Raw genomic sequence first — 25360 nt, forward strand, 5'->3', positions numbered from 1 at the left:
CTCGGCTCAGTCCGCCGTCAGAAGCGGCGGCTTGCGGCTGCCGAGGCGTGGCGGCTGGGCCGAGACGATGTCGAGCGCGATCTCGCCATCCTTGACGCCCACGCGCACGACCCCGCCCTTCGCCAGCTTGCCGAAAAGGAGCTCTTCGGCCAGCGGCTTCTTGATGTGCTCCTGGATCACGCGGCCAAGCGGGCGCGCGCCCATCTTGTCATCATAGCCCTTCTCGGCCAGCCAGTCGGCCGCCTCCGGGGTCAGGTCGATGCTCACGCCGCGGTCCATCAGCTGCGCTTCGAGCTGGAGGACGAACTTCTCGACCACCTGCAGGATCACCTCGCGTGAGAGCGGCGCGAAGCTGATGATCGCGTCAAGCCGGTTGCGGAACTCCGGCGTGAAGGTGCGCTCGATCGCCGCCGTGTCCTCGCCCTCGCGCCGGTCGCGCCCGAAGCCGATGGCGGCCTTCGCCTGTTCGGCAGCGCCCGCGTTCGAGGTCATGATCAGGATCACATTGCGGAAGTCCACCTGCCGGCCGTTGTGGTCGGTGAGTTTGCCGTGGTCCATCACCTGCAGAAGGATGTTGTAGACATCCGGGTGTGCCTTCTCGATCTCGTCGAGCAGCAGCACGCAGTGCGGGTGCTGGTCCACCCCGTCCGTCAGAAGGCCGCCCTGATCGAAGCCGACATAGCCCGGCGGTGCGCCGATCAGCCGGGAGACCGCGTGCTTCTCCATGTACTCGGACATGTCGAAGCGCAGGAGCTCCACGCCCAGAAGGTCGGCCAGCTGGCGGGCAACCTCCGTCTTGCCGACGCCGGTGGGCCCGGCGAACAGGTAGTTGCCGATCGGCTTCTCGGGCTCGCGCAGCCCGGCGCGGGCGAGCTTGATCGCGCTTGCCAGCGCCTCGATGGCGGCATCCTGACCGAAGACCACGCGCTTGAGATTGGCCTCGAGGTCCTTCAGCACCTTGGCATCGTCCTTGGAGACGTTCTTGGGCGGGATGCGGGCGATCTTTGCCACCACCGCCTCGATCTCCTTCGCGCCGATCGTCTTGCGGCGCTTGGATTCGGCCACCAGATGCTGCGCCGCGCCGGCCTCGTCGATCACGTCGATGGCCTTGTCAGGCAGCTTGCGGTCATTGATGTAGCGCGCCGACAGCTCCACCGCGGTGCGGATCGCGTCATTGGTGTACTTGATGTCGTGGTGCTTCTCGAAATACGGCTTCAGCCCCTTCAGAATCTTCACCGTGTCTTCCACCGACGGCTCGTTCACGTCGATCTTCTGGAAGCGCCTCGACAGCGCGCGATCCTTCTCGAAGTGCTGGCGGAACTCCTTGTAGGTGGTGCTCCCCATGCAGCGCAGCTTGCCGCCCTGCAACGCGGGCTTGAGCAGGTTGGAGGCGTCCATTGCCCCGCCCGAGGTCGCGCCCGCACCGATCACCGTATGGATCTCGTCGATGAACAGGATGGCATCCTCGTGGTTCTCGAGCTCGGCGACGACGGCCTTGAGCCGCTCCTCGAAATCGCCCCGGTAGCGCGTTCCGGCAAGGAGCGCGCCCATGTCGAGGGAATAGATGGTGGCGTTCTTCAGCACGTCGGGCGTCTCGCCCTGCACGATCTTGCGCGCCAGCCCCTCGGCGATGGCGGTCTTGCCCACGCCGGGATCACCGACCAGAAGCGGGTTGTTCTTGCGCCGGCGGCACAGCACCTGAATGCAGCGTTCCACCTCGTGTTCGCGGCCGATCAGCGGGTCGACATCGCCCTTGCGCGCCTTGGCGTTGAGATCGACGCAATACTTCGCCAGGGCCGATTCCTTGCCGTCCTCGGCCTGGGACTGCTCCTCTTCATGGGTGTCGTCGGCGCCGGTCACCGGGCGGGACTCGCCGTATGACGGGTTCTTCGCCACGCCGTGGGCGATGAAGTTCACCGCGTCATAGCGGGTCATGTCGTGCTCCTGCAGGAAATAGGCGGCGTTCGACTCGCGCTCGGCGAAGATCGCCACCAGGACATTGGCTCCCGTCACCTCGTTCCGGCCGGAAGACTGGACGTGGATCGCGGCCCGCTGGATGACCCGCTGGAACGCGGCGGTGGGCACCGCCTCCGACCCCTCGACATCGGTGACGAGGGTGGAGAGGTCATCCTCGATGAATTCGATGAGCGTCTTGCGGAGCGCTTCGAGATCGACGTTGCACGCCTTCATCACCTTGGCGGCGTCCGGTTCGTCGATCAGCGCCAGCAAGAGATGCTCGAGCGTCGCCAGTTCGTGGCGCCGGGCGTTGGCGTGGGCCAGCGCGGCGTGAATGGCTTGCTCAAGGGTGTGGGAGAAAGACGGCACGCTTACATGCTCCTCGTTGATCTGGGCGGGCCCGGAGCCTTGGCCCCGCGCCCCACCGTGGCCTCTGGATATTAAAGTTCGGTTTTATTCGCCGCGCTTCAAGAAAATTCTTCGCCCCCGTGGCGACAAACTTTCCGTGAGCCCCTGCGGGCAGGGAGACGCCGCGCATCTTGCGGCGGGCACCCGTCGTTGCGGCTTTGCCCATTCTGTCGGGAAGGGCCGCCCCTCTGCGGCGACCATGCGGCTCGACACCCGTGAATGTGGGGTCCGGACCCCGCGCATTCAATGGCTGGCCCCTTGACACGCGCGGCTGTCACGAGGCTGCTCAGAAACGGTCCTTGCGCGCTCGGATCTCGGCGAATACGGCCACGTCGTCGGCGCCTTCCATGCCGAGGGCGCGCTTCACCTGAGGCAGATGCGCCCGAAGGAACGGGTTTGTCGCCTTTTCCTCGCCGAGGCGGGAAGGCACGGTCGGCCGACCGGCGGCGCGTGCCGCGTGCACTTCGGCGGCGCGGCGGCGCAGTTCGGGATTGTCGGGCTCGATCGTGAGGGCGAAGCGGGCGTTGGCTTCCGTGTATTCGTGCCCCGAGCACACAAGCCGGTCGTCGGGCAGGGCGGCGAGCTTCATCAGGCTCGACCACATCTGCGCCGGCGTGCCCTCGAACAGCCGTCCGCAACCGAGGGCCATCAGGCTGTCGGCAGTGAAAACCGCGCCGGCCGCGGGGGCGTCGAAGGCGACATGACCGAGGGTGTGACCGGGAACCTCGATCACCTCAAGCTGGATGCCGCCCACGTCGATACGGTCGCCCTCGGCCACGGCGCGGTCGAGCGGCGGCAGGCGATGAGCGTCAGCCGCAGCGCCGACAACGACGGCGCCCGTGGCCGCAGCGACGTCGCTCACGCCCTGCACGTGGTCGGCGTGGTGATGGGTGATGAGAATGTGGCTCGCCCGCCAACCCCGCGCATCGAGCGCCGCGATGACCGGTTCGGCCTCCGGCACATCGATCACGGCGCAGGCGCCGCTGCCGGCGTCATGCAGCAGAAAGGCGTAATTGTCGGTCAGGCAGGGGACGGTCACGATCTCTGCGGGCATGGTCATTCCTCCGGCTTCGGCTATTGTGGCGCTGAGCTTTGCGCGGAAGGAGGCGCGCTGCAATGCACCTCGACGTGCTGGATCTGCGCACATTCTATTACCGCACGGGTCTGGGCCGGGCGGCTCAGCGCGCGGTGCGCGATCAGCTCCTGCGCCTGTGGCCGAACGCGAGGGGGCAGACGGTCGTCGGCTTCGGTTTTGCGGTGCCGCTGCTGCGCCCCTACCTCGGCGAGGCGCGCCGGGTGATCGCGCTCATGCCCGGTCAGCAGGGCGTGATGGCCTGGCCGGCCGGTCGCCCGAATGTATCGGTGCTGTGCGAGGAAACGCTCTGGCCCCTGCAGACGGAGACGGCCGACCGGGTGCTGATGCTGCATGGACTCGAGACCTCGGAAAATCCGGGGCGGCTGCTCGAGGAGTGCTGGCGCGTTCTGGCGCCGGGGGGGCGAGCCGTCTTCATCGTTCCGAACCGGGGCGGGTTGTGGTCGCGCAGCGATGCGACGCCCTTCGGCTTCGGCCGACCCTACACCCTGGGCCAGCTCGAAGGGCAGCTGCGCAGCCATGGCTTCATGCCCGAGCGGCATCTGGCAGCGCTCTTCCAGCCACCGTCGCGCAGGGGCTTTTGGTTGCGGTCGGGCGGGCTTGTCGAACGGATCGGGCAGCGCTTCTCGCCCCGATTCGCCGGCGGTGCGCTGATGGTGGAGGCCAGCAAGCAGGTGGTGGCCCGCCCGCCCGGCGAAAGGGTGACGCGCCGCCGCCCGCTTCAGGTGCTCGAAGGGATCGGCCAGCCGGAGGCGAAGCCGGTCTGAGGGCGGCCCGTCGGCCGGCTTGACGCTGGTTGAGCGAAAGGTATGCAATCGCATGCAGAAATCGTCGCCTGCGCGGGCTGATGGTGCGGCAAATCGCCCGGAACAGGGCCGATCGCGGGCGTGCGAACCTGTTTTCAGGGGCGCGCGGCTCACGATCACGTGTTCTTCGCTGTTGCGGCATCGGCGGCCCTCTGCTACAGCGGCGCCGATTTCGAGGGCGCGCCCTCCGGCGCGTCGCAGCCGTGGCTTGTGCCTGCGCCCGTCAGGGGGCTCGCGCGGGCCGATGTAGTCGAAGGGGTGGACGTGTCCGAAACAGCTTCGCTTTCCATGGGCATCGCGCAACGCTATGCCACGGCCGTCTTCGAGCTGGCGAAGGAAGACAAGGCCCTGCCCGCGCTCGAGGCGGATATCGACCTGTTGGAGAGCATCCTCGCCGAGAGTGCGGAGTTCCGGCGGCTGATCAACTCGCCGATCTACTCGCGCGAGGAGCAGGCGCGCGCGGTGCAGGCGGTGGCCGAGAAGATCGGCCTCTCGAAGATCATGGTCAACACGCTGGGGCTGATGGCCTCCAAGCGCAGGCTCTTCGTGCTTCCGCAGCTCGTGCGGGCGCTCAGAAACATGATCGCCGAGGAAAAGGGCGAGGTTTCGGCGGAGGTGTTCTCGGCCAAGCCCCTGACCAAGGCGCAGTCTGAAAAGCTTGCCAAGGCGCTCAAGGCGGCCGTGGGCAAGGAGGTCAGGATCAATGCGGCCGTCGATGAGAGCCTCATCGGCGGTCTGGTGGTCAAGGTGGGCTCGCGGATGGTCGACACGTCGATCCGGTCCAAGCTCGCCCACATGCAGAACATGATGAAAGAGGTCGGATAAATGGCGATCCAAGCTGCTGAAATTTCTGCCATCCTCAAGGAGCAGATCAAGAACTTCGGTCAGGAAGCCGAGGTCGCCGAAGTCGGCCGGGTGCTGAGCGTGGGCGACGGCATCGCGCGGGTCTACGGGCTCGACAATGTGCAGGCCGGCGAGATGGTGGAGTTCTCCGGCGGCATCCGCGGCATGGCCCTCAACCTCGAGGTCGACAACGTCGGCATCGTGATCTTCGGCAACGACCGCGACATCAAGGAAGGCGACATCGTCAAGCGCACCAACTCGATCGTGGACGTGCCGGTGGGCGAGGCCCTGCTCGGCCGCGTCGTCGACGCGCTGGGCAACCCGATCGACGGCAAGGGGCCGATCGAGGCCAAGGAGCGGCGCGTCGCCGACGTCAAGGCTCCCGGCATCATCCCCCGCAAGTCGGTCCATGAGCCCATGGCCACCGGGCTGAAGGCGATCGACGCGATGATCCCGATCGGGCGCGGCCAGCGGGAGCTGATCATCGGCGACCGCCAGACCGGCAAGACCGCGGTGGCGCTCGACACCATCCTGAACCAGAAGAGCTACAACGAAGCCGCCGGTGACGACGAATCGAAGAAGCTCTACTGCGTCTATGTCGCGGTCGGGCAGAAGCGCTCGACCGTGGCCCAGCTGGTCAAGAAGCTCGAGGAAACCGGCGCGATGGAGTACTCCATCGTCGTCGCCGCGACCGCTTCAGAGCCCGCGCCGATGCAGTACCTGGCGCCCTATGCCGGATGCGCGATGGGCGAGTATTTCCGCGACAGCGGCCGTCATGCGCTGATCATCTACGACGACCTGTCCAAGCAGGCCGTCGCCTATCGTCAGATGTCGCTCTTGCTGCGCCGTCCGCCGGGGCGCGAAGCCTATCCGGGCGACGTGTTCTACCTGCATTCGCGTCTTCTGGAGCGCGCCGCGAAGCTCAACGAGGACTATGGCGCCGGTTCGCTCACCGCGTTGCCGATCATCGAGACGCAGGCGGGCGACGTGTCGGCCTACATCCCGACCAACGTGATCTCGATCACCGACGGTCAGATTTTCCTCGAGACCGAGCTGTTCTACCAGGGCATCCGCCCGGCGGTAAACACGGGCCTTTCGGTGAGCCGGGTGGGCTCGGCCGCGCAGACCCAGGCGATGAAGTCGGTGGCCGGCACGGTGAAGCTGGAGCTTGCCCAGTACCGCGAGATGGCCGCCTTTGCCCAGTTCGGCTCCGACCTCGACGCCGCCACCCAGCGGCTTCTGAACCGCGGCGCGCGCCTGACCGAGCTGATGAAGCAGCCGCAGTACTCGCCGCTGACCAACGCCGAGATCGTCTGCGTCATCTATGCCGGCACCCACGGCTATCTCGACAAGCTGCCGGTGCGCGACGTGGGCCGTTTCGAGCGCGGGCTCTTGGCCCATCTGCGGGGCAAGCACCAGGACCTTCTGGACGACATCACCTACAACGACCGCAAGGTTGCCGGTGAGCTGGAAGAGAAGATCAAGGCCGCGATCGACGAATACGCCGCCGACTTCGTGTAATCCGGAAAGGTTGGAGGCTGATCCATGCCAAGCCTGAAGGATCTGAAGATCAGGATCGAAAGCGTCAAGTCGACGCGGAAGATCACCCGTGCCATGCAGATGGTGGCGGCGGCCAAGCTGCGGCGCGCCCAGGAGGCGGCCGAAAACGCCCGGCCCTATGCGGAGCGCTTCGGTGCGTTGATGGCCCGCCTGTCGGCAACCGCCCGGGCCACCGGCGAAGGGCCCAGGCTGCTGGTGGGAACCGGCAGCGACCAGACCCACCTTCTGGTGGTGATGACCGCCGAGCGGGGGCTGTGCGGCGGCTTCAACTCCTCGATCGTGCGCCTCGCGCGCAGCCGCATCCAGGAGTTGCTGGCCGCGGGCAAGACGGTGAAGATCCTGACGGTGGGCAAGAAGGGCCGCGAGCAGCTCAAGCGCGAATACGCCAAGCTGTTCGTGGGCCATGTCGACCTCGGCGGCGTGCGCAACGTGGGCTACGAGAACGCCCGCGAGATCGCGCATGACATTCTTTCCCGCTTCGAGGCGGGCGAGTTTGACGTCTGCACGATCTTCTTCAACACCTTCAAGTCGGTGATCTCCCAGATCCCGACCGAGCAGCAGGTGATCCCCGCGGCCTTCGAGGAGGGCGAGGAAGCCGGGGCGCAGGCCTCCGCCTTCTATGATTACGAACCCGATGAGGAGGAGATCCTGAAGGAGCTGCTGCCGAAGGGCGTGGCCACGCGGATCTTCTCGGCGCTGCTCGAAAACGCCGCTTCCGAGCAGGGCGCGCGGATGAGCGCGATGGACAGCGCCACCCGCAACGCCGGCGAGATGATCGACAAGCTGACGATCCAGTACAACCGCTCGCGGCAGGCGGCGATCACCAAGGAACTCATCGAAATCATCTCGGGCGCCGAGGCGCTCTAAGGATACGGAGACTTTTCAATGGCAAAGGCAAAGGGACACGTGACCCAGGTGATCGGCGCCGTGGTGGACGTGCACTTCGACGGCGAGCTGCCGCCGATCCTGAACGCGCTCGAGACCGACAACCACGGCAACCGGCTGGTGCTCGAGGTTGCCCAGCACCTCGGCGAGAGCACCGTGCGCTGCATCGCCATGGACGCCACCGAGGGCCTCGTGCGCGGCCAGGAGGTGGTGGACACCGGCGGGCCGATCTCCGTGCCGGTGGGCAGCGCGACGCTCGGCCGCATCCTCAACGTCATCGGCGAGCCGGTTGACGAGAAGGGCCCGGTCAAGGCCACCGAATACCGCCCGATCCACCAGCCCGCCCCCTCCTTCGAGGAGCAGGCGACCGAGTCGGAGATCCTCGTGACCGGCATCAAGGTGGTGGACCTGCTCGCGCCCTACGCCAAGGGCGGCAAGATCGGCCTCTTCGGCGGCGCCGGCGTGGGCAAGACCGTGCTCATCATGGAGCTGATCAACAACATCGCCAAGGTGCACTCGGGCTACTCGGTGTTTGCCGGCGTGGGCGAGCGGACCCGTGAGGGCAACGACCTCTACCACGAGATGATCGAATCGGGCGTTATCAAGCTCGACGATCTGGAGAAAAGCCAGGTGGCGCTGGTCTATGGCCAGATGAACGAGCCGCCGGGGGCGCGTGCCCGCGTGGCGCTGACCGGACTGACGCTGGCGGAGAAGTTCCGCGACGAGTCCGGCACCGACGTGCTGTTCTTCGTCGACAACATCTTCCGCTTTACCCAGGCGGGTTCGGAGGTGTCGGCACTTCTTGGCCGCATCCCCTCGGCGGTGGGCTACCAGCCGACGCTGGCCACCGACATGGGCGCGCTGCAGGAGCGGATCACCTCGACGAAGGCCGGTTCGATCACCTCGGTGCAGGCCATCTACGTGCCCGCCGACGACCTCACCGACCCGGCGCCGGCGACCTCGTTTGCCCACCTCGACGCGACGACCGTGCTTTCGCGCCAGATCGCCGAGCTCGGCATCTACCCGGCCGTGGACCCGCTCGATTCGACCTCGCGGATCCTCGACCCGGCCATCGTCGGCGAGGAGCACTATCAGGTGGCCCGCGACGTGCAGGCGATCCTGCAGCGTTACAAGGCGCTTCAGGACATCATCGCCATTCTCGGCATGGATGAGCTTTCCGAAGAGGACAAGCTCATCGTGGCCCGCGCGCGGAAGATCCAGCGCTTCCTGTCCCAGCCCTTCGACGTGGCGCAGGTGTTCACCGGCCATCCGGGCGTGCAGGTGCCGCTCGAGAAGACGATCGACAGCTTCAAGCGCGTTGTTGCCGGCGAGTTCGACCACCTGCCGGAGGCCGCCTTCTACATGGTTGGCGACATCGACGACGTGATCGCCAAGGCCGAGCGTCTGGCCGCGGAGGCGGCCTGACGGGCGGCGTGAGACAGGGGAGCCGACATGGCTGACACGATGCAGTTCGACCTTGTGGCGCCCGAGCGGAGACTGGCCTCGATGCAGGCCGGCTCCGTTCTGATCCCCGGCGCCGAGGGCGACATGACCGCCTATCCCGGCCACATGCCGGTCGTCACCACGCTGCGGCCGGGGGTGGTGGCCGCAAACGGGCCGGACGGCGCGGTTGACTTTGTCGTCTCGGGCGGGTTCGCCGAGATCGGCCCCGAAGGCGCGTCGGTGCTCGCCGAACGGGCGATGCCGCGCGACGAGGTGACGCGGGAGTTCATCGCCGAGCTCATGGCCGCTGCCGAGGCGTTCCGTGCGGAGGCAACGGGGACCCGCGTCGATATTGCCGAGAAGACTCTGGCCGATATCCGGGCGCTGGCCGAGTCATTGGGCGTTTCCTACGCCTGACGTGGTATTGCGCCACCGGCAAGGAATTGACGGGCCGCGGCACAGCACGCGGCCCGTTTCTTGTGGGGCCGGCTTCCTTGTGGTCATTGTGCGGAGAAATGCCGCAATTGCGCCGTCTTTCCGGTGCAACTTGCCGTAAGGGCAGGTACGCAGATGAAGAAGCTTCGAAACTATCTCATCGGGCTCGATCAGGGCTCGGAACTGATGTTTTCAGACTTTCAGCATGAGGGCGAGATGTGGACGGGCGAAGGCCCGCGCGAGAGCCGCCGCCCGATCCGGTTTTCCGAGCCCTTCCGAGGGGCGCCGGTCGTGCATGTCTCGCTTTCGATGCTCGACCTTGACCACGCACGCAACCACCGCACCGACCTGCGGGCGGAGAACGTAACGGCGACGGGCTTCGAGCTCGTGTTCCGCACCTGGGGCGATACGCGCGTTGCCCGCGTCCGCGCCGACTGGCTCGCCATGGGCGAGGCGCGCCACCCGGACGACTGGGATATCGACTGACCGCGCGCGCCTTCGGCCGGCGCCTCAGGTCACCTCCTCGGGCAGGTGCGAGTAGAGACCTTCGTAGATCGGCTCCAGAGTGGTGCTGTCGAACAGCGAGGACACCGACGTTCCGTTCCAGATGTTTATGATCGCCTGCGCGAAGACCGGGGCAACCGGAACGATGCGGATGCGGGAGGCGCGGCGCACGGCCTCGGTCGGTTCGATGGTGTCGGTGATGACGAGGGTCTTCATCACCGAGTTCTCGATGCGCTCGACCGCCGGACCGGAGAGCACGCCGTGGGTGATGTAGGAGTGCACCTCGCTGGCGCCGTTCTCGATCAGCACTTCGGCCGCCTTGCACAGCGTGCCCGCGGTATCGACGATGTCATCGACGATGATGCAGATCTTGTCCTTCACGTCGCCGATGACGGTCATCTCGGCGACTTCGCCGGGCTTCTCGCGGCGCTTGTCGACGATCGCCAGGGCGCAGCCAATGCGCTTGGCCAGCTCCCGGGCCCGTGCCACGCCGCCGACGTCAGGCGAGACCACGGTCACTTCGTTCAGCCGGCCGCGGAAGACATGCATGATGTCAAGCGCGAACACGGGCGAGGCGTAAAGGTTGTCGACGGGGATGTCGAAGAACCCCTGGATCTGGGCGGCGTGCAGATCCATCGTCAGCACCCGCTCGATCCCGGCCTCGACCATCATGTTGGCCACGAGTTTGGCCGAGATCGGCGTGCGCGCCTTGGTGCGGCGGTCCTGCCGGGCGTAGCCGAAATAGGGAATCACGCCGGTGATCCGCGCCGCCGATGACCGGCGCAACGCGTCGGTCATGATCAGGAGTTCCATCAGGTTGTCATTCGCGGGCTTGGAGGTCGGCTGGATGATGTACATGTCCTCGCCGCGGACGTTCTCGAAAACCTCGACGAAGATTTCCTGATCGTTGAAGCGTTCGACGCGCGCATCGACAAGGTCAACCGACATGCCGCGATGCATGGACATGCGCCGGGCGATGGCACGGGCCAGGGTACGGTTGGCATTGCCCGCGATGAGCTTGGGTTCGGAGGTCAGTCGCATGGGAAGTGTCCGTGGCAGCGGGATATGACGGATTCGTGACGTTGACACCGCTTATCACCCCGATACGCTCATTCCAACAAGCAGCGGGCAGCGGAGAGGCCGGAATGGCGCATGTGGACTACTTCTTTTCGGTGATCTCGCCCTTTGCCTATCTGGCCGGAACGCGGCTTGAGGAGATCGCGGCCCGTCATGGCGCCACCATTCGCTACGTACCGGTGGACATCGTGGCGCTGTTTCAGCGCACCGGCGGGCTTCTGCCCGCCGAGCGCCATCCCGCGCGGCAGGCCTATCGGTTGCAGGAACTGCGCCGCCAGTCGGAAAAGCTCGGGCTTCCCATCAACCTTCAGCCTGCCTTCGTTCCGACAAATCAGGCGCCCGCCTCCTACGCCATCATCACCGCCCAGAAGGAGGGAGGCGGTGACCTGGGCGCGCTCGTGCACGGGCTGTTGCGCGCGGCCTGGGCGGAGGATCGCAACATTGCCGAGGATGATGTGATTCGGGACTGTCTCGCCGCGGCGGGTTTCGACCCGGCGCTTGCCGACCGGGGCATGCTCGCCGGTGCCGAGGAATATGCCGCCAATCTCGAGGAGGCGGTGAACCGCGGGGTTTTCGGCTCTCCGTTCTATCTTCTGGGAGAGGAGGCCTTCTGGGGACAGGACCGGCTGGAGGATCTTGAACGCGCGCTGGCACGCAGCTGAGGGCCCTGGTGTGTCGCGGGGGCTCCGCCCCCGAACCCCCGGGGTATTTGCACCCAGGATGATGGAGGCAGGAGGCGGGGCCGGTGGCCCAAGGGGCGGGCGGGCACCGCCACGGGACGCCTTCGGGAGCACGGGGATGGAGCAGGTTGTCATGGAGAGCGGGGTGGATGCGGCCGCGGCGCAGATCGCGGCGCGGCTCGAAGGACGCATGCCGCGCGGGCGGCGGCTGCGCCTTGCCGTTGCCGGGCCACCGGGTTCGGGCAAGTCGACGGTTGCCGAGGCTCTGGTGCGGCGCCTCAACGCCGGTCGCGCTGAAGGGCCGGCGGCGCTGGTGCCGATGGATGGATTTCATCTCGACAATCGGCTGCTCGAGGCGCGCGGGCTGCTGGCCCGCAAGGGGGCGCCGGAAACCTTCGATGGGGCAGGGTTTGCCCATATGGTGCGCCGCCTCGGTACCGAGGATGAGGTGGTGATACCGGTCTTCGACCGCTCCCGCGAGATCGCGATTGCCGGCGCGGCCGTGGTTGGCCCCGCAGCGGGCGTTGCCGTGATAGAGGGAAACTACCTTCTGCTCGACGAGGCGCCATGGCGGGACCTTGCCGGGGAATGGGATCTTTCGGTGTTTCTCGAGGTGGACGAGGCCGAGCTCGAGCGACGCCTGATGGCGCGCTGGCTCGGGCATGGCTACAGCGAAGAGGCCGCGCGCGCCAAGGTGGACGGCAATGACCTTCCGAATGCCCGGCGGGTGCTGGCCCGGCGGCTGCCCTGCGATCTGGTGCTTCAGACCCGGCTGAAGGAGAAGCGCGAGAGTTGACGGTAACGCTCGCCCGGGCCGAAGCAGATCGACGGAAAGCCGGGGTGGTTCGGCGCGTCGGGCCAGGCTTGCGGCTCGAGTGCCAGCCCGCAGAACCGGCCAAGCAGGCGCCCGTCATGCCCCGGCAGAGGCGGCTCGGGGCCACGGGCGGAGTCGTAGACCTGGAGGCCCGGCTCGGTGGTGTCGATGGCCATGCACAGGCCGGAGGCGCCGGTGAGTTCGCACGCCCGGGTGATGTCGCGCCGCTCCCCGGCGAGGCAGAAGTTGTGATCGAGGCGGACGTCATGCGCGGGGTCGAGCACGCGGCCTGCGCGAAAGTCGAAGGGCGTGTCCGCGACCGGTGCCGGCCCGTCGATGGGGATGAGGTGCTCGTCCACCGGCAGGTAGCGGTCGGCGGCGATCCTGAGGCGGTGGCCGGCGATGGTGGGAGTGCCGTCGAGGTTCCAGAACCCGTGATGGGCGAAGTTCAGAAGTGTCGGCGCGTCGCTTTCCGCCTCGATGGTCAGCTCCATCGCGCCGTCCTCGGTGAGGGCGTAGCGCGCGCTGACGTGCCGGTTGCCGGGAAAGCCGCCAAGCCCGTCCGGAAGGGCGAGCGTCAGGGTCACGGCCGACGGGTCGAGCGACTGCACACGCCAGATCTGCGCGTGAGTGCCTTCGGGGCCGCCGTGCAGCGTGGTGCGACCGCCTTCATTGGCGGGGAAATGGTGCTCTTCCCCGGCGATGCGCGCGCAGGCGCCGCCGATGCGGTTGGCCACCGGCCCCACAATGGCGCCGAAGTAGCGCAATGGGCCGGCATAGAGGCCGAGTTCCGGCGAGCCAAGGGCGGGAGAGTGCTCGACGCCCTCAAGGCGAAGCTCGTGGAGTATGGCGCCGAGGGTCAGCACCCGGGCCCACATTGGCCCGCGTGCGATGACGACGGCCTCTACAGCCCGGCCATCGGGCAGGCTGCCGAAGGGCGCGACGCCGGGCGTGGGCGGAACGGATGTCATCATGGCGTCACCTTGAATTCCGGAAGGCCACGCCCGGCGCCCTCGAGGGCGAAGGTCATGCCGTTCTGCGGCTCGGCGGCAAGGATGGCCGCGTCGAGATCCTGCCGGGCCGAGGTGCAGAAGAGGGTGGAGAGCCCCTCTCCCCCGAAGGCGGGGCAGGAGGAGTGCCGGGCGGGAATGGCCACCGCCCCTTCGAAGCGGCCGTCAGGCGCGTAGACGGCCACGCGCGCGGCGCCCCACTGGGCGGTCCAGACCCGCCCTTCGGCGTCCACCACCGCGCCGTCGGGGTTCAGCTTCTCCGCGCGCAGGTCGATGAACACCTCCGGCTCCCCCTTGGGCCAGCCGTCGCGCGGCGAGAGTTTCTGGCGCATGATCCGCCCCTTCAGCGTGTCGCAGAAATAGGCGCATTCGCGCGGGGCGTCGAAACAGATCGCATTCGGGATCGCGACCGGCGCGAATAGCTGGCGCAGTTCACCCCGGAAATAGCGGTAGATCGCGCCGCGCTCGCCCCGCGCCCCGGCCTTGGCCATGGTCCCGATCCAGAAGCCGCCCCATGGATCGGCGCGTCCGTCGTTGCTGCGCGTGCCGGGCCGGTCGGCCTCGAGCGCGGCGACATCTTCACGGGCGCCGGTTTCAAGATCGAAGGTGAAAAGCGCGGTCTCGGAAGCGATCAGGAGCCGGTCACGGTCAATCCAGCCGGCGGCGGAGACAAGCTCGTCGAACTGCCATTCGAGCGGCTGGTCATCCGCCCGACTGAGGAGCTTTCCGGCAAGGATGTCGAACCAGAAAAGCTGCCCGCGTTCGGGATGCCAGAGCGGGCCCTCGCCCAGCTCGCAGGCACGGTCGTCAAAGATCGTGGCGTTCATCGCCGGCTTTTCCTCCCTCACACCAGCACAGCCCGGGCCGGGAGCCGTACCCGGCCCGCCTGCGCCTAGCGCCGGGCGCATTGGGCGAGCGATTCGGCGAGCCCGAGGATCAGGCGCGCATATTCGCCCTGGGCGGCGCGAAGTTCCAGCCCCAGAAAATCGACCACAACCATCGGCAGCCCGGTGTCGGCGGCAAGCCGTCGCATGGCCGGGGAGGGTGCGGGCGCTTCGGCCACGAGGCACAGCAGCTCGCCCGTGGCCAAGGTCTCGCGCAGCCACGCCATGCGGTGCGCGCCCGCCGCGGTGGCATCGCTGTCGGCAAGGCTGGCGCGGATGTGCAGGCCGAAACGGTCGGCGAAATGGGCCCAGGCGTCATGCTGAACGATCAAGCCGATCTCCCCGAGCGCGGCGAGCCGTTCGCGCACCGCGGCCTCGGCCTGCGCGATCCGGGCCTGTCCCGCCCGGGCGTTTTCGCGGTAGTGCATTGCCGCGCCGGGATCGATCTCGGCGAGCGCTTCGGCGATGGCTTCGACCCAGACGGCGGCGTTTGCCGGGTCGAGCCAGGCATGCGGATCGCGCGTGCCATGGGCGTGGTCGTGACTGTGATGCGCGTCCTCGGCATGCGTGTGGGCCTGGTCACCCCCATGCTCGTGATCGTGCCCCGACTCGTGTCCGTGCAGGCCGGCCGGCGCCTCTTCCGAGGCTCTGGGATCGGCGAACAACGGCGCGCGCGTGATCGTGCCGGGCACGTCGAGAAGCGTCAGGCGCCGTGCCCTGGGAGCAAGATTGTCAAGAGCATCGGCGAGCCAGGGCGTAAGCTCCGGCCCGACCCAGACAACGAGATCGGCCGAAGCGATGGCGCGCGCCTCGCCCGGCTTCAGCTGCATGTGATGCGGGTCGGCCGCGCCGCGAACGAGCAGCGCCGGTTCGAACCGGTCACCTGCCACCTCGGCGACGAGCGCCGCGACCGGGGCGATGTCGGCCACCACGCGCGGCGCCTCGGCGCGCAGGGCGGGCGCGGCGGCAATGGCCGTGGCGACGGCGGAAAGGCAGGCGAGGAAATTGCGGAAGAACATGTGACACCATCCCTTGTTGCTTGCGGTGCGTGCGGGCGCGGACTATAAACACAGACGTAATGTTATAACAAGACGGGAACAGCCATGGGCAACCGGAATGAGCGGGGCGCGCCCGAGCGGCCGCAGGCTGTGCTGGCCTTCTCGCAGCATGACCATGCCGCCTGTCGGGGGGCGGCGCTGGCGGCGGCCGAGCGTGTTGCGGCGCAGCGGGGCGCGCGCCTCACGCCCGTGCGGCGCCGGGCGCTCGAGATACTGCTGGAGGAACACCGCGCGCTCGGGGCCTATGAGCTGCTTGAGCGGCTCGCCGCCGAGGGCTACGGCCATCAGCCGCCGGTGGCCTACCGCGCGCTGGACTTTCTCGTCGAGCACGGGCTTGCGCACCGCATCCGCCGCCTCAACGCCTTTGCCGCCTGCACCTGCCCTGATGCCGAGCACGCGCCGGCGTTTCTGATCTGCCGCCAGTGCAACGCCGTGGCGGAGGTGGCCGCGCCACGGGCGCGAGAGGGTCTTGAGGTGGATGCGGCGGCGCTCGGCTTCGCGCCGGAGCGGGTGATGATCGAGGCGCTCGGGCTCTGCCCGGCGTGCGACGGCGGCGAGGCGGACAGGTGAGCGGCGAGGCCGGCGCGCTCATCGTGGCGGAGAATCTCCGCGCCGGCTATGGCGGCCGCGTGGTTCTCGACGACATAAACCTGGCGATCCGGCCCGGAGAGATCGTCACCATCGTCGGGCCGAACGGCAGCGGCAAGTCCACCCTGCTGCGCGCGCTTCTGGGGGTGATCCGGCCGATCTCGGGGCGGGTCCGGCTCGCCCCGGGCCTGCGTATCGGCTACGTGCCGCAAAGGCTGGCCGTTGACGCGACACTGCCGATGACGGTGGCGCGCTTCCTGTCACTGCCCGTGCGCCGCAGCAGGGCAGAGACGGCGGCGGCGCTTGCGCGGGTGGGTGTTGCCGGGCTCGAGGGTCGTCAGCTGGCGTCCCTCTCCGGCGGGCAGCTGCAAAGGGTTCTGCTCGCACGCGCGCTGATGTCGCATCCCCAGATCCTCATTCTGGACGAGCCGACACAGGGCCTTGACCAGCCGGGCGAGGCGGCTTTCTACCGGCTGATCGAGGAGATCAGGGCCGAGACCGGCGCGGCGGTGCTTCTCGTCAGCCACGACCTGCACGTGGTGATGAGCGCGTCGGACCGGGTGATCTGCCTCAACGGGCACATATGTTGCGAGGGCACGCCGCAGGTCGTCTCCGAAGCGCCGGAATATCGCGCGTTGTTCGGGCTCGGCACCGGCGGGGCGCTCGCGCTCTACCGCCACGAGCATGCGCATCACCACGGACCGGCACATCCGGCTGCCGCATGTGAAGCAGAGGAGCCCGACCATGCCTGAACCATGGCTCCTGCGCGCGCTTCTGGCGGGCCTCGGTGTGGCGGTTGCGGCCGGGCCGCTCGGGGCATTCGTGGTCTGGCGGCGGATGGCCTATTTCGGCGATGCCACGGCGCATGCGGCGATTCTCGGGGTGGCGATCGCGCTTGGCTTCGGCATCTCGGTGACGGCGGGCACGCTTGCGGTGGCGCTTGCGATGGCCCTTGCCGTGAGCGGGCTGGCCGAGCGCGGGCACGGTATGGATGCGGCCCTTGGCGTCATCGCGCACAGCGCGCTGGCGCTCGGGCTTGTCGCGGTGAGTTTCGTGCAGGGCGTGCGCGTCGATCTCGCCGCCTTCCTGTTCGGCGACATCCTCGCGGTGGGCCCGCGCGATGTGGCGGTGATCTGGAGCGGGGCAGCCGGTGTCGCTCTGCTGCTTGCGTGGCGCTGGCAGGCGCTTCTGACCGCCACGCTCAATGACGAGCTGGCGGTTTCCGAGGGCATCGACCCGCGCCGCGAGCGGCTGGTGCTGACGGTGGCCCTGGCGCTGATGGTCGCTGTGGCGCTGCAGGTTGTCGGCGCGCTCCTGATTTCGGCAATGCTGATCGTGCCGGCCACGGCCGCGCGCGCGCTGTCGCGCTCGCCCGAGACAATGGCCGTTTGGGCGGTGGTGCTTGGCGCGCTCTCGGTGGTGGCGGGGCTGTGGGGCTCGCTCATGTGGGACACTCCGGCAGGCCCGAGCATCGTGACCGCCGCGGCGGTGATCTTCGTGGCGCTTCTGCCGCTCGGACGACGGAGATGACGGCGGGGTGCTTGCGGGCGGGCGGCCGATGCGCCACCTTCGAGATCGGCGGGGGCGGACACCTGCACGCTCCGGCCTGATGCGAGCCTGACGCGAGGATGTGATGCCCGAGACCCATCTAGTCACCGGCGCGGCCGGCTTCATCGGCTTCCACCTTGCCAACCGGCTTTTGAAGGAAGGTCACCGCGTCATCGGCTTCGACTCGGTGACCGAATATTACGACCCGGTCCTGAAACGCCGGAGGCTGGAGATCCTCGGCAAGCAGGAAGGCTTCGATTTCGTGGAGGAGGCGCTGGAGACGCCGGGCGCCCTCGATGCGCTGTTCTCGCATGTGCGGCCGGCGATGGTCTGGCACCTCGCGGCGCAGGCGGGTGTGCGCTACTCGCTGGAGGCGCCCGAAAGCTACCTGCAATCGAACATCACCGGCACCTTCCGGCTGCTCGAGGCGGCCCGCGCCCATCCCCCGCGGCATCTCATGCTGGCCTCGACCTCCTCGGTCTATGGCGCCAACGGCAAGATGCCCTATGCCGAAACCGACCGCGCCGACTGGCAGATGTCATTCTACGCGGCCACCAAGAAGGCGACCGAGGCGATGGCGCATTCCTACGCCCATCTTTACGGTCTGCCGACCACCATGTTCCGCTTCTTTACCGTCTATGGCACATGGGGCCGGCCCGACATGGCCTATTTCAAGTTCGCCGAACGCATCATGGCCGGCAGGCCGATCGACATCTACAACCACGGCGACATGAGCCGCGATTTCACCTATGTCGACGATCTGGTGGAGGGGCTGATCCGTCTCGGCGGGGCAGTGCCACCGGCGCCGGGAGCGCGAGGCGCGCCCATCCCCGGCGACAGCCTTTCGCCGGTGGCGCCCTGGCGGGTGGTCAACATCGGCAACTCCGCGCCGGTCAAGCTCATGGATTTCGTCGCCGCGCTCGAGCGCGCGCTGGGGCGGAAGGCGAAGTACAACTTCGTCGGCATGCAGCCCGGCGACGTGCCGGCGACCTGGGCCGATGCCTCGCTTCTCGAGGCGCTGGTGGGCGCGCTGCCCAGGACGCCGCTCGAGGTGGGCCTGCGCCATTTCGCCGAGTGGTATCTTATGGAATACCACAAGCCCGAGCCCGTCGCGTGATCGCGCCGCGTCAGCCGTCCGATGGGTGGACGGTGCGGGGTGGCGCTTGCGGCCCAACGCGCTTGGGTGCAGAGAGGGAGCGAGGCTGCTCAGCATGAGGCGAGGCGATGAAACTCCGTTCCCAGAAATGGTTCGACAACCCTGAAAATCCGGGCATGACCGCGCTCTACATCGAGCGCTACCTGAACTACGGGATCACCCGCGAGGAACTGCAGTCGGGCAAGCCGATCATCGGCATCGCCCAGACCGGCAGTGATCTCAGCCCCTGCAACCGCCACCATGTGGAGCTCGCCAAGCGCGTGCGCGAGGGCATCCGTGACGCGGGCGGCATCGCCTTCGAATTTCCCGTCCATCCGATTCAGGAGACCGGCAAGCGCCCCACCGCCGCGCTCGACCGCAACCTTGCCTATCTGGGGCTTGTGGAGTCGCTCTATGGCTACCCCATCGACGGGGTGGTGCTGACCATCGGCTGCGACAAGACCACGCCCGCGCTTCTGATGGCGGCCGCAACGGTGAACATCCCCGCCATCGCCTTTTCCGTGGGTCCGATGCTCAACGGCTGGTTCAACGGCAAGCGCGCGGGTTCGGGCACGGCGATCTGGGAGGCGCGCAAGATGCTGGCCGCCGGCGAGATCGACTATGAGGGCTTCATGGAGATCGCCTGCGCCTCGGCGCCCTCGGTGGGCTACTGCAACACCATGGGCACCGCCTCGACGATGAATTCGCTGGCCGAGGCGCTGGGCATGCAGCTGCCCGGCTCGGCCTCGATCCCCGCCCCCTACCGAGAGCGCGGGCAGATGGCCTATGCGACGGGGCGGCGGATCGTGGAAATGGTGCATGAGGATCTCAAGCCCGCCGACATCATGACCGTGGAGGCCTTCCACAACGCCATCGCCGTGAACTCCGCCATCGGCGGCTCGACCAACGCGCCGATCCACCTCAACGCCATCGCCCGGCACCTTGGCATCGAGCTGACCAACGACGACTGGCAGCGGATCGGTTATCACCTGCCGCTTCTGGCCAATGTGCAGCCCGCCGGCGAGTATCTGTCGGAGGACTTCCACCGCGCCGGCGGCGTGCCGGCGATCATCGCCGAGCTAATGGGGGCCGACGTTTTGCCGCACCCTGATGCGCTGACCGTGACGGGGCGCACGGTGGCCGAGAACTATGTGGATGCGCGGATTCTCGACGAGGATGTGATCCGCCCCTTCTCCCGGCCGCTGAAGGAGAATGCCGGTTTCATCAACCTCAAGGGCAATCTCTTCGACAGCGCGATCATGAAGACCTCGGTGATCTCGGAGGAGTTTCGCGCCCGCTACCTGTCGAACCCTGACGACCCCGATGCCTTCGAGGGCAAGGCGGTGGTGTTCGACGGGCCGGAGGACTATCACGCGCGCATCGAGGATCCCGCGCTCGGCATCGACGAGCATTCGATTCTCATCATCCGCGGCACGGGGCCGATCGGCTATCCGGGCGGGGCGGAGGTGGTGAACATGCAGCCCCCCGCCGCACTCATCAAGCGTGGCATCCGCGAGCTGCCCTGCATCGGCGACGGGCGGCAGTCCGGCACCTCGGGCTCGCCCTCGATCCTTAACGCATCCCCCGAAGCCGCGGCGATGGGGGGACTCGCTCTGGTGCAGACGGGCGACCGCATCCGCATCGACCTGAAGGAAGGCTCGGCCAACATCCTCATCTCCGATGAGGAGCTCGCGCGCCGGCGCGCCGATCTCGAGGCCCGCGGCGGCTACCCCTATCCCGCGAGCCAGACCCCGTGGCAGGAGATTCAGCGGTCGATGGTCAGTCAGTTCGACCGCGGCATGGTGCTGGAGCCGGCGGTGAAATACCGCGACATCGGGCGGATCGACAACGTGCCGCGCGACAACCACTGAGGGCGCGCGCGTCCCGCGCGCGTGCCTTCGGCGAGGGTATTTGGCCCAGGATGATGGAAGCCGGGGAGGGGCGTGATGAATCTGGCGCTCTGGCTTGAGCGTGTGGCGCAGGTGAGGGGGGAGGCGTCTGCGCTGATGCGTGGCGGCGAGGTGGTGGCCGATTACGCCGGATTTCACGCGCGCGCCGCGGCGCTCGGCCGTGCGCTCGAGGAGGCGGGCGTTGCGCCGGGCGACCGCGTTGCCATCTGGATGAGGAACGCGCCGGAATATCTGGTGGCGCTTTTCGGCATCTGGATCGCGGGGGCGGCGGCGGTGCCGGTGAATGCGAAGCTCCATGCGCGCGAGGCGGCCTGGATCCTCGGCAATGCCGGGGCGCGGCTCGCCTTCGTCTCGCCCGAGCTTGGCACCGCGCTCGCCGCCGAAAGCGATGTGGCGCAGGTTGTCGCGCCGGGGCCGGAGTTCGCGGCGATGTGCGAAGGCCGGGGCGGTGCGGTTGTCGAGCGGGCGCCGGGCGATCTGGCATGGCTGTTCTACACATCCGGCACCACCGGCCGGCCCAAGGGGGTGTGCATCACCCACGGCATGCTGATGGCCACCTCGCTGGCCTATCCTGTGGATGTAGACATGGTTCAGCCGCAGGATGCCGCGCTTTATGCCGCCCCGATGAGCCACGGGGCGGGGCTTTACGAACTGATCCACGTGCTGAAGGGCGCGCGGCATCTGGTGCCCGCCTCAGGCGGGTTCGATCCGGCCGAGGTGCTGGAGCTTGCGCGCGACCATGGGCCGGTGTCGATGTTCCTCGCCCCCACCATGGTGCGGCGACTCACCGATGCGGCGAAGAAAGCGGGGAGCCCGGGGGAGGGCATCCGCACCATCGTCTATGGCGGTGGGCCGATGTATCGCGCCGACATCGAGGAGGCGCTTGACGTCTTCGGACCGGTCTTCGTGCAGATCTACGGGCAGGGCGAGTGCCCGATGGCGATCTCCGCGCTGTCGCGGGAGGATGTGGCGAACCGCGCCCATCCGCGGCGGGCGGAGATCATCGGCTCGGTGGGGCGCGCGCAGTCGGTGGTGGAGGTGGCGGTGGGGGATGCCGAGGGCCGGGCCCTGCCCGTGGGCGAGACCGGCGAGATCATGGTGCGCGGGCTGCCGGTGATGCCCGGCTACTGGCAGAACGCCGAGGCGACGGCAAAGACGCTCAGGGGCGGCTGGCTGATGACGGGCGATGTGGGCCGGCTCGATGCGCAGGGGTATCTGACGCTCGTGGACCGGTCGAAGGATGTGATCATCTCCGGCGGGTCGAACATCTATCCGCGCGAGGTGGAGGAGGTGCTCCTGACTCACCCGGGCGTTCATGAGGTGTCGGTCGTCGGCCGGCCCTCGGCCGAATGGGGCGAGGAGGTGGTCGCCTTCGTGGTGCCCGAGGCCGACTGGGCACCCGACGCAGCCGCGCTCGATGCCCATTGCCTCGCGGCGATCGCGCGGTTCAAGCGGCCGAAGGCGTATCTGTTCGTGGACGAGCTGCCGAAGAACAATTACGGCAAGGTGCTGAAGACGGTGCTGCGCGAGCGGCTGGCGGCAATGGCAAGGGAGGCGGAGCAATGATTGATCTGAAAGGCAAGACCGCGCTTGTGACCGGCTCGGTGCAGGGGATCGGCTTTGCGATCGCGCGGGCCTTGGCGAGCGCAGGCGCGCGTATCGCCGTCAACGGGCTTGCCGGCGATGCCGCCATTCACGAAGCCTGCGAGGCCTTCGAGGAGGCGGGCGCGCCGCAAGCGGAGTTCTTTCACGGTGACCTGCGCAACCCCGATGACATCGCGCGGATGATGGAGGCGGTGCGGGCCTGGGGCGGGGCGGACATTCTCGTCAACAACGCCGGCATCCAGCACACCGCACCGCTCGCCGAGATGCCCCGCCAGAAATGGGATGAGATCCTTTCCGTGAACCTCTCGGCGGCCTTTCACACCATGCAGGCGGCGATGCCGCTGATGGCCGAGCGCGGTTATGGGCGGGTGATCAACATCGCCTCGGTGCATGGGCTCGTGGCCTCGAAGGAGAAGGCGGCCTATGTCGCCGCCAAGCACGGGCTCGTGGGGCTGACGAAGGTTGCCGCACTGGAATATGCCTCGCGCGGAAATGCGCGCACCGGCGGCGTGACGGCCAACTGCATCTGCCCGGGCTGGACACGCACGACGCTGATCGAGCCGCAGATCGAGGCGCGCGCGAAGGCCCATGGCGGCGATCTCGACGCGGCGGTGGCAGATCTCCTGGCCGAGAAGCAGCCGAGCCTTCGCATGTCCGAGCCCGAGGAGATCGGCGCGCTGGTGCTGTGGCTCTGCTCGCCGCTTGCCCACAACGTCACCGGCGCGGCGATCCCGGTCGATGGCGGCTGGACGGCGCAGTAGCCTCCCGCGCGCCCTTACTCGGGCGGCGGCGCGAGCCGGTTGACGATCGGCGGCAGCTCGTCGAAGTGGTCGAAGCGCGCATCGTGATAGAGGGCTTCCACGGGCGCCTTGCGATAGCCTCCGGTGTAAAGCGCGAAGGCCACCTTGGCGCGCTCGGCGGTCTCTGCATCGACCTCGGAGTCGCCGACATAGGCCACCCGGCGCACCGAGAGCTCCTCGATCGCGTGCCGCAGCGGTGCGGGGTCCGGCTTGCGGGCGGGGAGGGTATCGCCGCAGACGAGCGCGTCGAAAAGGTCGATCACGCCGAAATGCTCGAGCACCGCCGCCGTCGCCGCCTCGGGCTTGTTGGTGCACAGCCCGACTCGGTAGCCTTGGCCCTTGAGCGTACGGATGGCTTCCTCGGCGCCCGGATATAGCCGAGTCAGCCGCGGCTCGCCTTCGTAGATACGGAGGAACTCGCGGCTCAGATGGGCGTGAAGCTGCGGTGTCTCCTCCGCGCCCACCGCCTCGATGCAGCGCGAGATCAGCACCGCCACGCCATTGCCGATGAAGCTCCTCACCGTCGGCAGGTCGAGCTCACCCAAGCCTTCCGCGCGTAACACCTCGTTTGCCGCCAGATGAATGTCCGGCGCACTGTCGATCAGCGTGCCGTCGAGGTCGAAGACAACGCCGCTCACGCCGGCTTCCACTTGATCGAGCAGCCCATGGAGGGGGTCTGTTCCTTGGGCCCCTTGCCCGTCTCGGCGATCATCCTCATCGCCTCGACCAGTTCGCGCCTTGTGTCCGGCCCGGCCGGGGCGCGCCCGGCGCTGTCGAGCCGGCCGCGGTACTGCAGCTCGTCATTGGCGTTGAAGCCGAAGAAGTCGGGCGTGCAGGCCGCGCCATAGGCGCGCGCCACCTCCTGGCTCTCGTCATGGAGATAGGGGAAGGTGAAGCCGTGCTCTTCGGCCACGCGCTTCATGTTCTCGAAGCTGTCCTCGGGGTAGGCTTCGGCATCGTTCGCGTTGATTGCCGCAACGCCGATCCCCATGGCCTGCAGCTCCTTCGCGTCGCGCACGATCCGGTCGATCACCGCCTTCACGTATGGGCAATGGTTGCAGATGAACATGATCAGCGTGCCCTTCGGCCCGCGGATGTCGTCAAGGGTGTAGGTCTTCCCGTCGGTGGCCGGCAGCGAGAAATCCACCGCCTTCCAGCCGAAGTCGCACACGGGCGTTGTTACCGCCATTGCTGTTCTCCCGATCAAACCGCATCGTCCGGGCGGCGCGCCGCAGACTGCCTGCAGCGCAGGATCCTTCCGATCGGTTCCATGTGCAAGCCGTCCGGGCTGCCTGCTGCGCCCTGCGGCCCTTACCCCATCCCGACGAAGCGATAGCCCCCGTCAGGCTTGCGCTCGGCGCGGCCGATGCCGCCGCCGGGCAGGTGGAAGCCGATGAAAGTCATCTGCTTATGCGCCAGCCGGTCAAGAAGCGCGACCCGTGTCCGCGCCCCGGTTCCGGGATCCTGATCAGAAGGTGCCGGCCAGTCGGGGCGCTCGAAGGCGAGGTGATGATTGATGATCGCATCACCCACCACCATCACGCTTTCGCCGCCCGTCGAAATCTCGAAACTCATGTGGCCAGGCGTGTGCCCGTAGCTGGCGCGCGCCGCCACGCCGGGCAGGATTTCCTCGCCGTCGCTGAACGTCCGCGCGACATCCGCGATCACCTCGAGCCGGTTCTTCGCTCCCACGGCAAAGCTCTGACGGGCAGGGTCGATGGTGTTCACCGTGTCCGGATCCATCCAGTAGGCGAACTCGTCGGCCCCCATGAGGAACTCGGCATTGTAGAACGCAGGGTCGCCGAAATCGTCCAGGAGACCCCAGAGGTGGTCGGGATGGCCATGGGTGAAGACAACATGGGTGACATCGTCGCGCGTGATCCCGAGCAGATCGAGCGCCTCATCGAGCTTGCCGGCCGTAGGCATGAAGTTGGGCCCCGAGCCCACGTCAAACATCACCACCCGCTCGCCGTCGCGCAGGAGCGTGACATTGCAGGGCGGCTCGAACGGCCCCTCGGGCGACAGCCCGTGGCGGGCAAGGATCGGCGCCACCGCCTCGGCGTCAAGCCCCGCCAGCGCAAAGCTCGCGGGCATCACGAGATACCCGTCGGAGAGCGTGTCGATGCGCAGTTCCCCGAATTCAAGCGTGGTGCCCGACCAAAGCCGCGCCGGAAGCCCCGCCGCCCCCAGAGCCGCGGCACCCCCGACGATGAACTGACGTTTGGAAATCTGCATCGCGCCCTCCTCATATTCCCTGTAAGGAATATGAATGATCCCCCTGCCGGCGGCAAGCGGAAGCGCGCTTGCGCTTGTCACCG

General features: G+C 67.7%; 25 protein-coding genes. 16 read left to right on the forward strand and 9 right to left on the reverse strand.

Annotation, left to right across the window (positions count from 1 at the left end; genetic code table 11):
- Positions 1-6: 6 nt before the first annotated feature.
- Both clpA and gloB read right to left on the reverse strand, forming a co-directional pair.
- Positions 7-2325, reverse strand: coding sequence for an ATP-dependent Clp protease ATP-binding subunit ClpA (gene clpA, locus BLQ14_RS02270; RefSeq protein WP_092497741.1), 2319 nt, complete (start codon positions 2323-2325; stop codon positions 7-9).
- Positions 2326-2650: 325 nt separating this feature from the next.
- Entirely contained in the window at positions 2651-3418 is a 768-nt protein-coding gene (gloB, locus tag BLQ14_RS02275) for a hydroxyacylglutathione hydrolase (protein WP_092498326.1), read from the reverse strand.
- A gap of 62 nt (positions 3419-3480) precedes the next feature.
- Here gloB and BLQ14_RS02280 point away from each other — a divergent pair, with 62 nt between their 5' ends.
- From BLQ14_RS02280 to BLQ14_RS02310, 7 genes are all read left to right on the forward strand, one after another.
- Positions 3481-4224 carry a class I SAM-dependent methyltransferase gene (locus tag BLQ14_RS02280; protein ID WP_092497743.1) on the forward strand — a complete coding sequence of 248 codons (744 nt, stop codon included), beginning with the start codon at positions 3481-3483 and terminating at the stop codon, positions 4222-4224.
- Positions 4225-4527: 303 nt separating this feature from the next.
- Positions 4528-5088 carry a F0F1 ATP synthase subunit delta gene (locus BLQ14_RS02285; RefSeq protein ID WP_092498328.1) on the forward strand — a complete coding sequence of 187 codons (561 nt, stop codon included), beginning with the start codon at positions 4528-4530 and terminating at the stop codon, positions 5086-5088.
- A complete protein-coding gene (gene atpA / locus BLQ14_RS02290; protein WP_092497745.1) occupies positions 5089-6627 on the forward strand; it encodes a F0F1 ATP synthase subunit alpha in 1539 nt (512 codons plus the stop codon).
- Positions 6628-6651: 24 nt separating this feature from the next.
- Entirely contained in the window at positions 6652-7533 is an 882-nt protein-coding gene (locus BLQ14_RS02295) for a F0F1 ATP synthase subunit gamma (protein WP_092497747.1), read from the forward strand.
- Between the two features lie 18 nt (positions 7534-7551).
- Positions 7552-8976 carry a F0F1 ATP synthase subunit beta gene (gene atpD, locus BLQ14_RS02300; protein WP_092497749.1) on the forward strand — a complete coding sequence of 475 codons (1425 nt, stop codon included), beginning with the start codon at positions 7552-7554 and terminating at the stop codon, positions 8974-8976.
- A 27-nt stretch (positions 8977-9003) separates the two neighbouring features.
- Entirely contained in the window at positions 9004-9411 is a 408-nt protein-coding gene (locus BLQ14_RS02305; RefSeq protein WP_092497751.1) for a F0F1 ATP synthase subunit epsilon, read from the forward strand.
- A gap of 153 nt (positions 9412-9564) precedes the next feature.
- The gene (locus tag BLQ14_RS02310; RefSeq protein ID WP_092497753.1) at positions 9565-9915 is read left to right on the forward strand and encodes an H-type lectin domain-containing protein; all 351 of its coding nucleotides are present in this window, start codon (positions 9565-9567) and stop codon (positions 9913-9915) included.
- A 24-nt stretch (positions 9916-9939) separates the two neighbouring features.
- On the opposite strand, the gene BLQ14_RS02315 is transcribed toward BLQ14_RS02310, so the two are convergent.
- Entirely contained in the window at positions 9940-10974 is a 1035-nt protein-coding gene (locus BLQ14_RS02315) for a ribose-phosphate pyrophosphokinase (protein ID WP_092497755.1), read from the reverse strand.
- 104 nt (positions 10975-11078) lie between these two features.
- On the opposite strand from BLQ14_RS02315, the gene BLQ14_RS02320 reads away from it, so the two are divergent.
- Together BLQ14_RS02320 and BLQ14_RS02325 are read left to right on the forward strand one after the other, a co-directional pair.
- A complete protein-coding gene (locus tag BLQ14_RS02320; protein ID WP_092497757.1) occupies positions 11079-11672 on the forward strand; it encodes a 2-hydroxychromene-2-carboxylate isomerase in 594 nt (197 codons plus the stop codon).
- 136 nt (positions 11673-11808) lie between these two features.
- A complete protein-coding gene (locus BLQ14_RS02325) occupies positions 11809-12486 on the forward strand; it encodes a nucleoside/nucleotide kinase family protein (protein ID WP_245656858.1) in 678 nt (225 codons plus the stop codon).
- Here the strand turns inward: BLQ14_RS02325 and BLQ14_RS02330 are convergent.
- The 3 genes from BLQ14_RS02330 to BLQ14_RS02340 form a co-directional block, all read right to left on the reverse strand.
- Positions 12453-13478 (reverse strand): aldose epimerase family protein, encoded by a 1026-nt coding sequence (locus BLQ14_RS02330; RefSeq protein WP_245656860.1) that lies wholly within the window; start codon positions 13476-13478, stop codon positions 12453-12455. The genes BLQ14_RS02325 and BLQ14_RS02330 overlap by 34 nt on opposite strands.
- Positions 13475-14341 (reverse strand): SMP-30/gluconolactonase/LRE family protein, encoded by an 867-nt coding sequence (locus BLQ14_RS02335; RefSeq protein ID WP_092497759.1) that lies wholly within the window; start codon positions 14339-14341, stop codon positions 13475-13477. The genes BLQ14_RS02330 and BLQ14_RS02335 overlap by 4 nt, the downstream gene beginning before the upstream one ends.
- Before the next feature lie 65 nt (positions 14342-14406).
- On the reverse strand, positions 14407-15417 hold the full coding sequence (locus BLQ14_RS02340; protein WP_092497761.1) for a zinc ABC transporter substrate-binding protein: 1011 nt from the start codon (positions 15415-15417) through the stop codon (positions 14407-14409).
- An 84-nt stretch (positions 15418-15501) separates the two neighbouring features.
- Between BLQ14_RS02340 and BLQ14_RS02345 the strand changes: the two genes are divergently transcribed.
- From BLQ14_RS02345 to BLQ14_RS02375, 7 genes are all read left to right on the forward strand, one after another.
- Positions 15502-16026, forward strand: coding sequence for a Fur family transcriptional regulator (locus tag BLQ14_RS02345; protein WP_092497763.1), 525 nt, complete (start codon positions 15502-15504; stop codon positions 16024-16026).
- Entirely contained in the window at positions 16023-16796 is a 774-nt protein-coding gene (locus tag BLQ14_RS02350) for a metal ABC transporter ATP-binding protein (RefSeq protein ID WP_425412079.1), read from the forward strand. Before BLQ14_RS02345 ends, BLQ14_RS02350 begins: the two co-directional genes overlap by 4 nt.
- Positions 16789-17574, forward strand: a complete 786-nt coding sequence (locus tag BLQ14_RS02355; RefSeq protein WP_092497765.1) for an iron chelate uptake ABC transporter family permease subunit — start codon at positions 16789-16791, stop codon at positions 17572-17574. The genes BLQ14_RS02350 and BLQ14_RS02355 overlap by 8 nt, the downstream gene beginning before the upstream one ends.
- A gap of 103 nt (positions 17575-17677) precedes the next feature.
- Positions 17678-18709: an SDR family NAD(P)-dependent oxidoreductase gene (locus BLQ14_RS02360; RefSeq protein ID WP_092497767.1), complete on the forward strand. Its 1032-nt coding sequence runs from the start codon at positions 17678-17680 to the stop codon at positions 18707-18709.
- Positions 18710-18816: 107 nt separating this feature from the next.
- A complete protein-coding gene (locus BLQ14_RS02365) occupies positions 18817-20598 on the forward strand; it encodes an IlvD/Edd family dehydratase (RefSeq protein ID WP_092497769.1) in 1782 nt (593 codons plus the stop codon).
- A gap of 75 nt (positions 20599-20673) precedes the next feature.
- On the forward strand, positions 20674-22203 hold the full coding sequence (locus BLQ14_RS02370; protein WP_092497771.1) for a class I adenylate-forming enzyme family protein: 1530 nt from the start codon (positions 20674-20676) through the stop codon (positions 22201-22203).
- A complete protein-coding gene (locus BLQ14_RS02375; protein WP_092497773.1) occupies positions 22200-23003 on the forward strand; it encodes a 3-hydroxybutyrate dehydrogenase in 804 nt (267 codons plus the stop codon). Before BLQ14_RS02370 ends, BLQ14_RS02375 begins: the two co-directional genes overlap by 4 nt.
- A 14-nt stretch (positions 23004-23017) precedes the next feature.
- Here the strand turns inward: BLQ14_RS02375 and gph are convergent, their stop codons facing one another.
- The 3 genes from gph to BLQ14_RS02390 form a co-directional block, all read right to left on the reverse strand.
- Positions 23018-23680: a phosphoglycolate phosphatase gene (gene gph, locus BLQ14_RS02380; protein WP_092498336.1), complete on the reverse strand. Its 663-nt coding sequence runs from the start codon at positions 23678-23680 to the stop codon at positions 23018-23020.
- Positions 23677-24231, reverse strand: coding sequence for a thioredoxin family protein (locus BLQ14_RS02385; protein WP_092497775.1), 555 nt, complete (start codon positions 24229-24231; stop codon positions 23677-23679). Before BLQ14_RS02385 ends, gph begins: the two co-directional genes overlap by 4 nt.
- 122 nt (positions 24232-24353) lie before the next feature.
- A complete protein-coding gene (locus tag BLQ14_RS02390; RefSeq protein WP_092497777.1) occupies positions 24354-25277 on the reverse strand; it encodes an MBL fold metallo-hydrolase in 924 nt (307 codons plus the stop codon).
- Between the last annotated feature and the right edge of the window lie 83 nt (positions 25278-25360).

It is taken from the genome of Meinhardsimonia xiamenensis (assembly GCF_900102905.1).
In the GTDB taxonomy this organism is placed as follows: Bacteria; Pseudomonadota; Alphaproteobacteria; order Rhodobacterales; family Rhodobacteraceae; genus Meinhardsimonia; species Meinhardsimonia xiamenensis.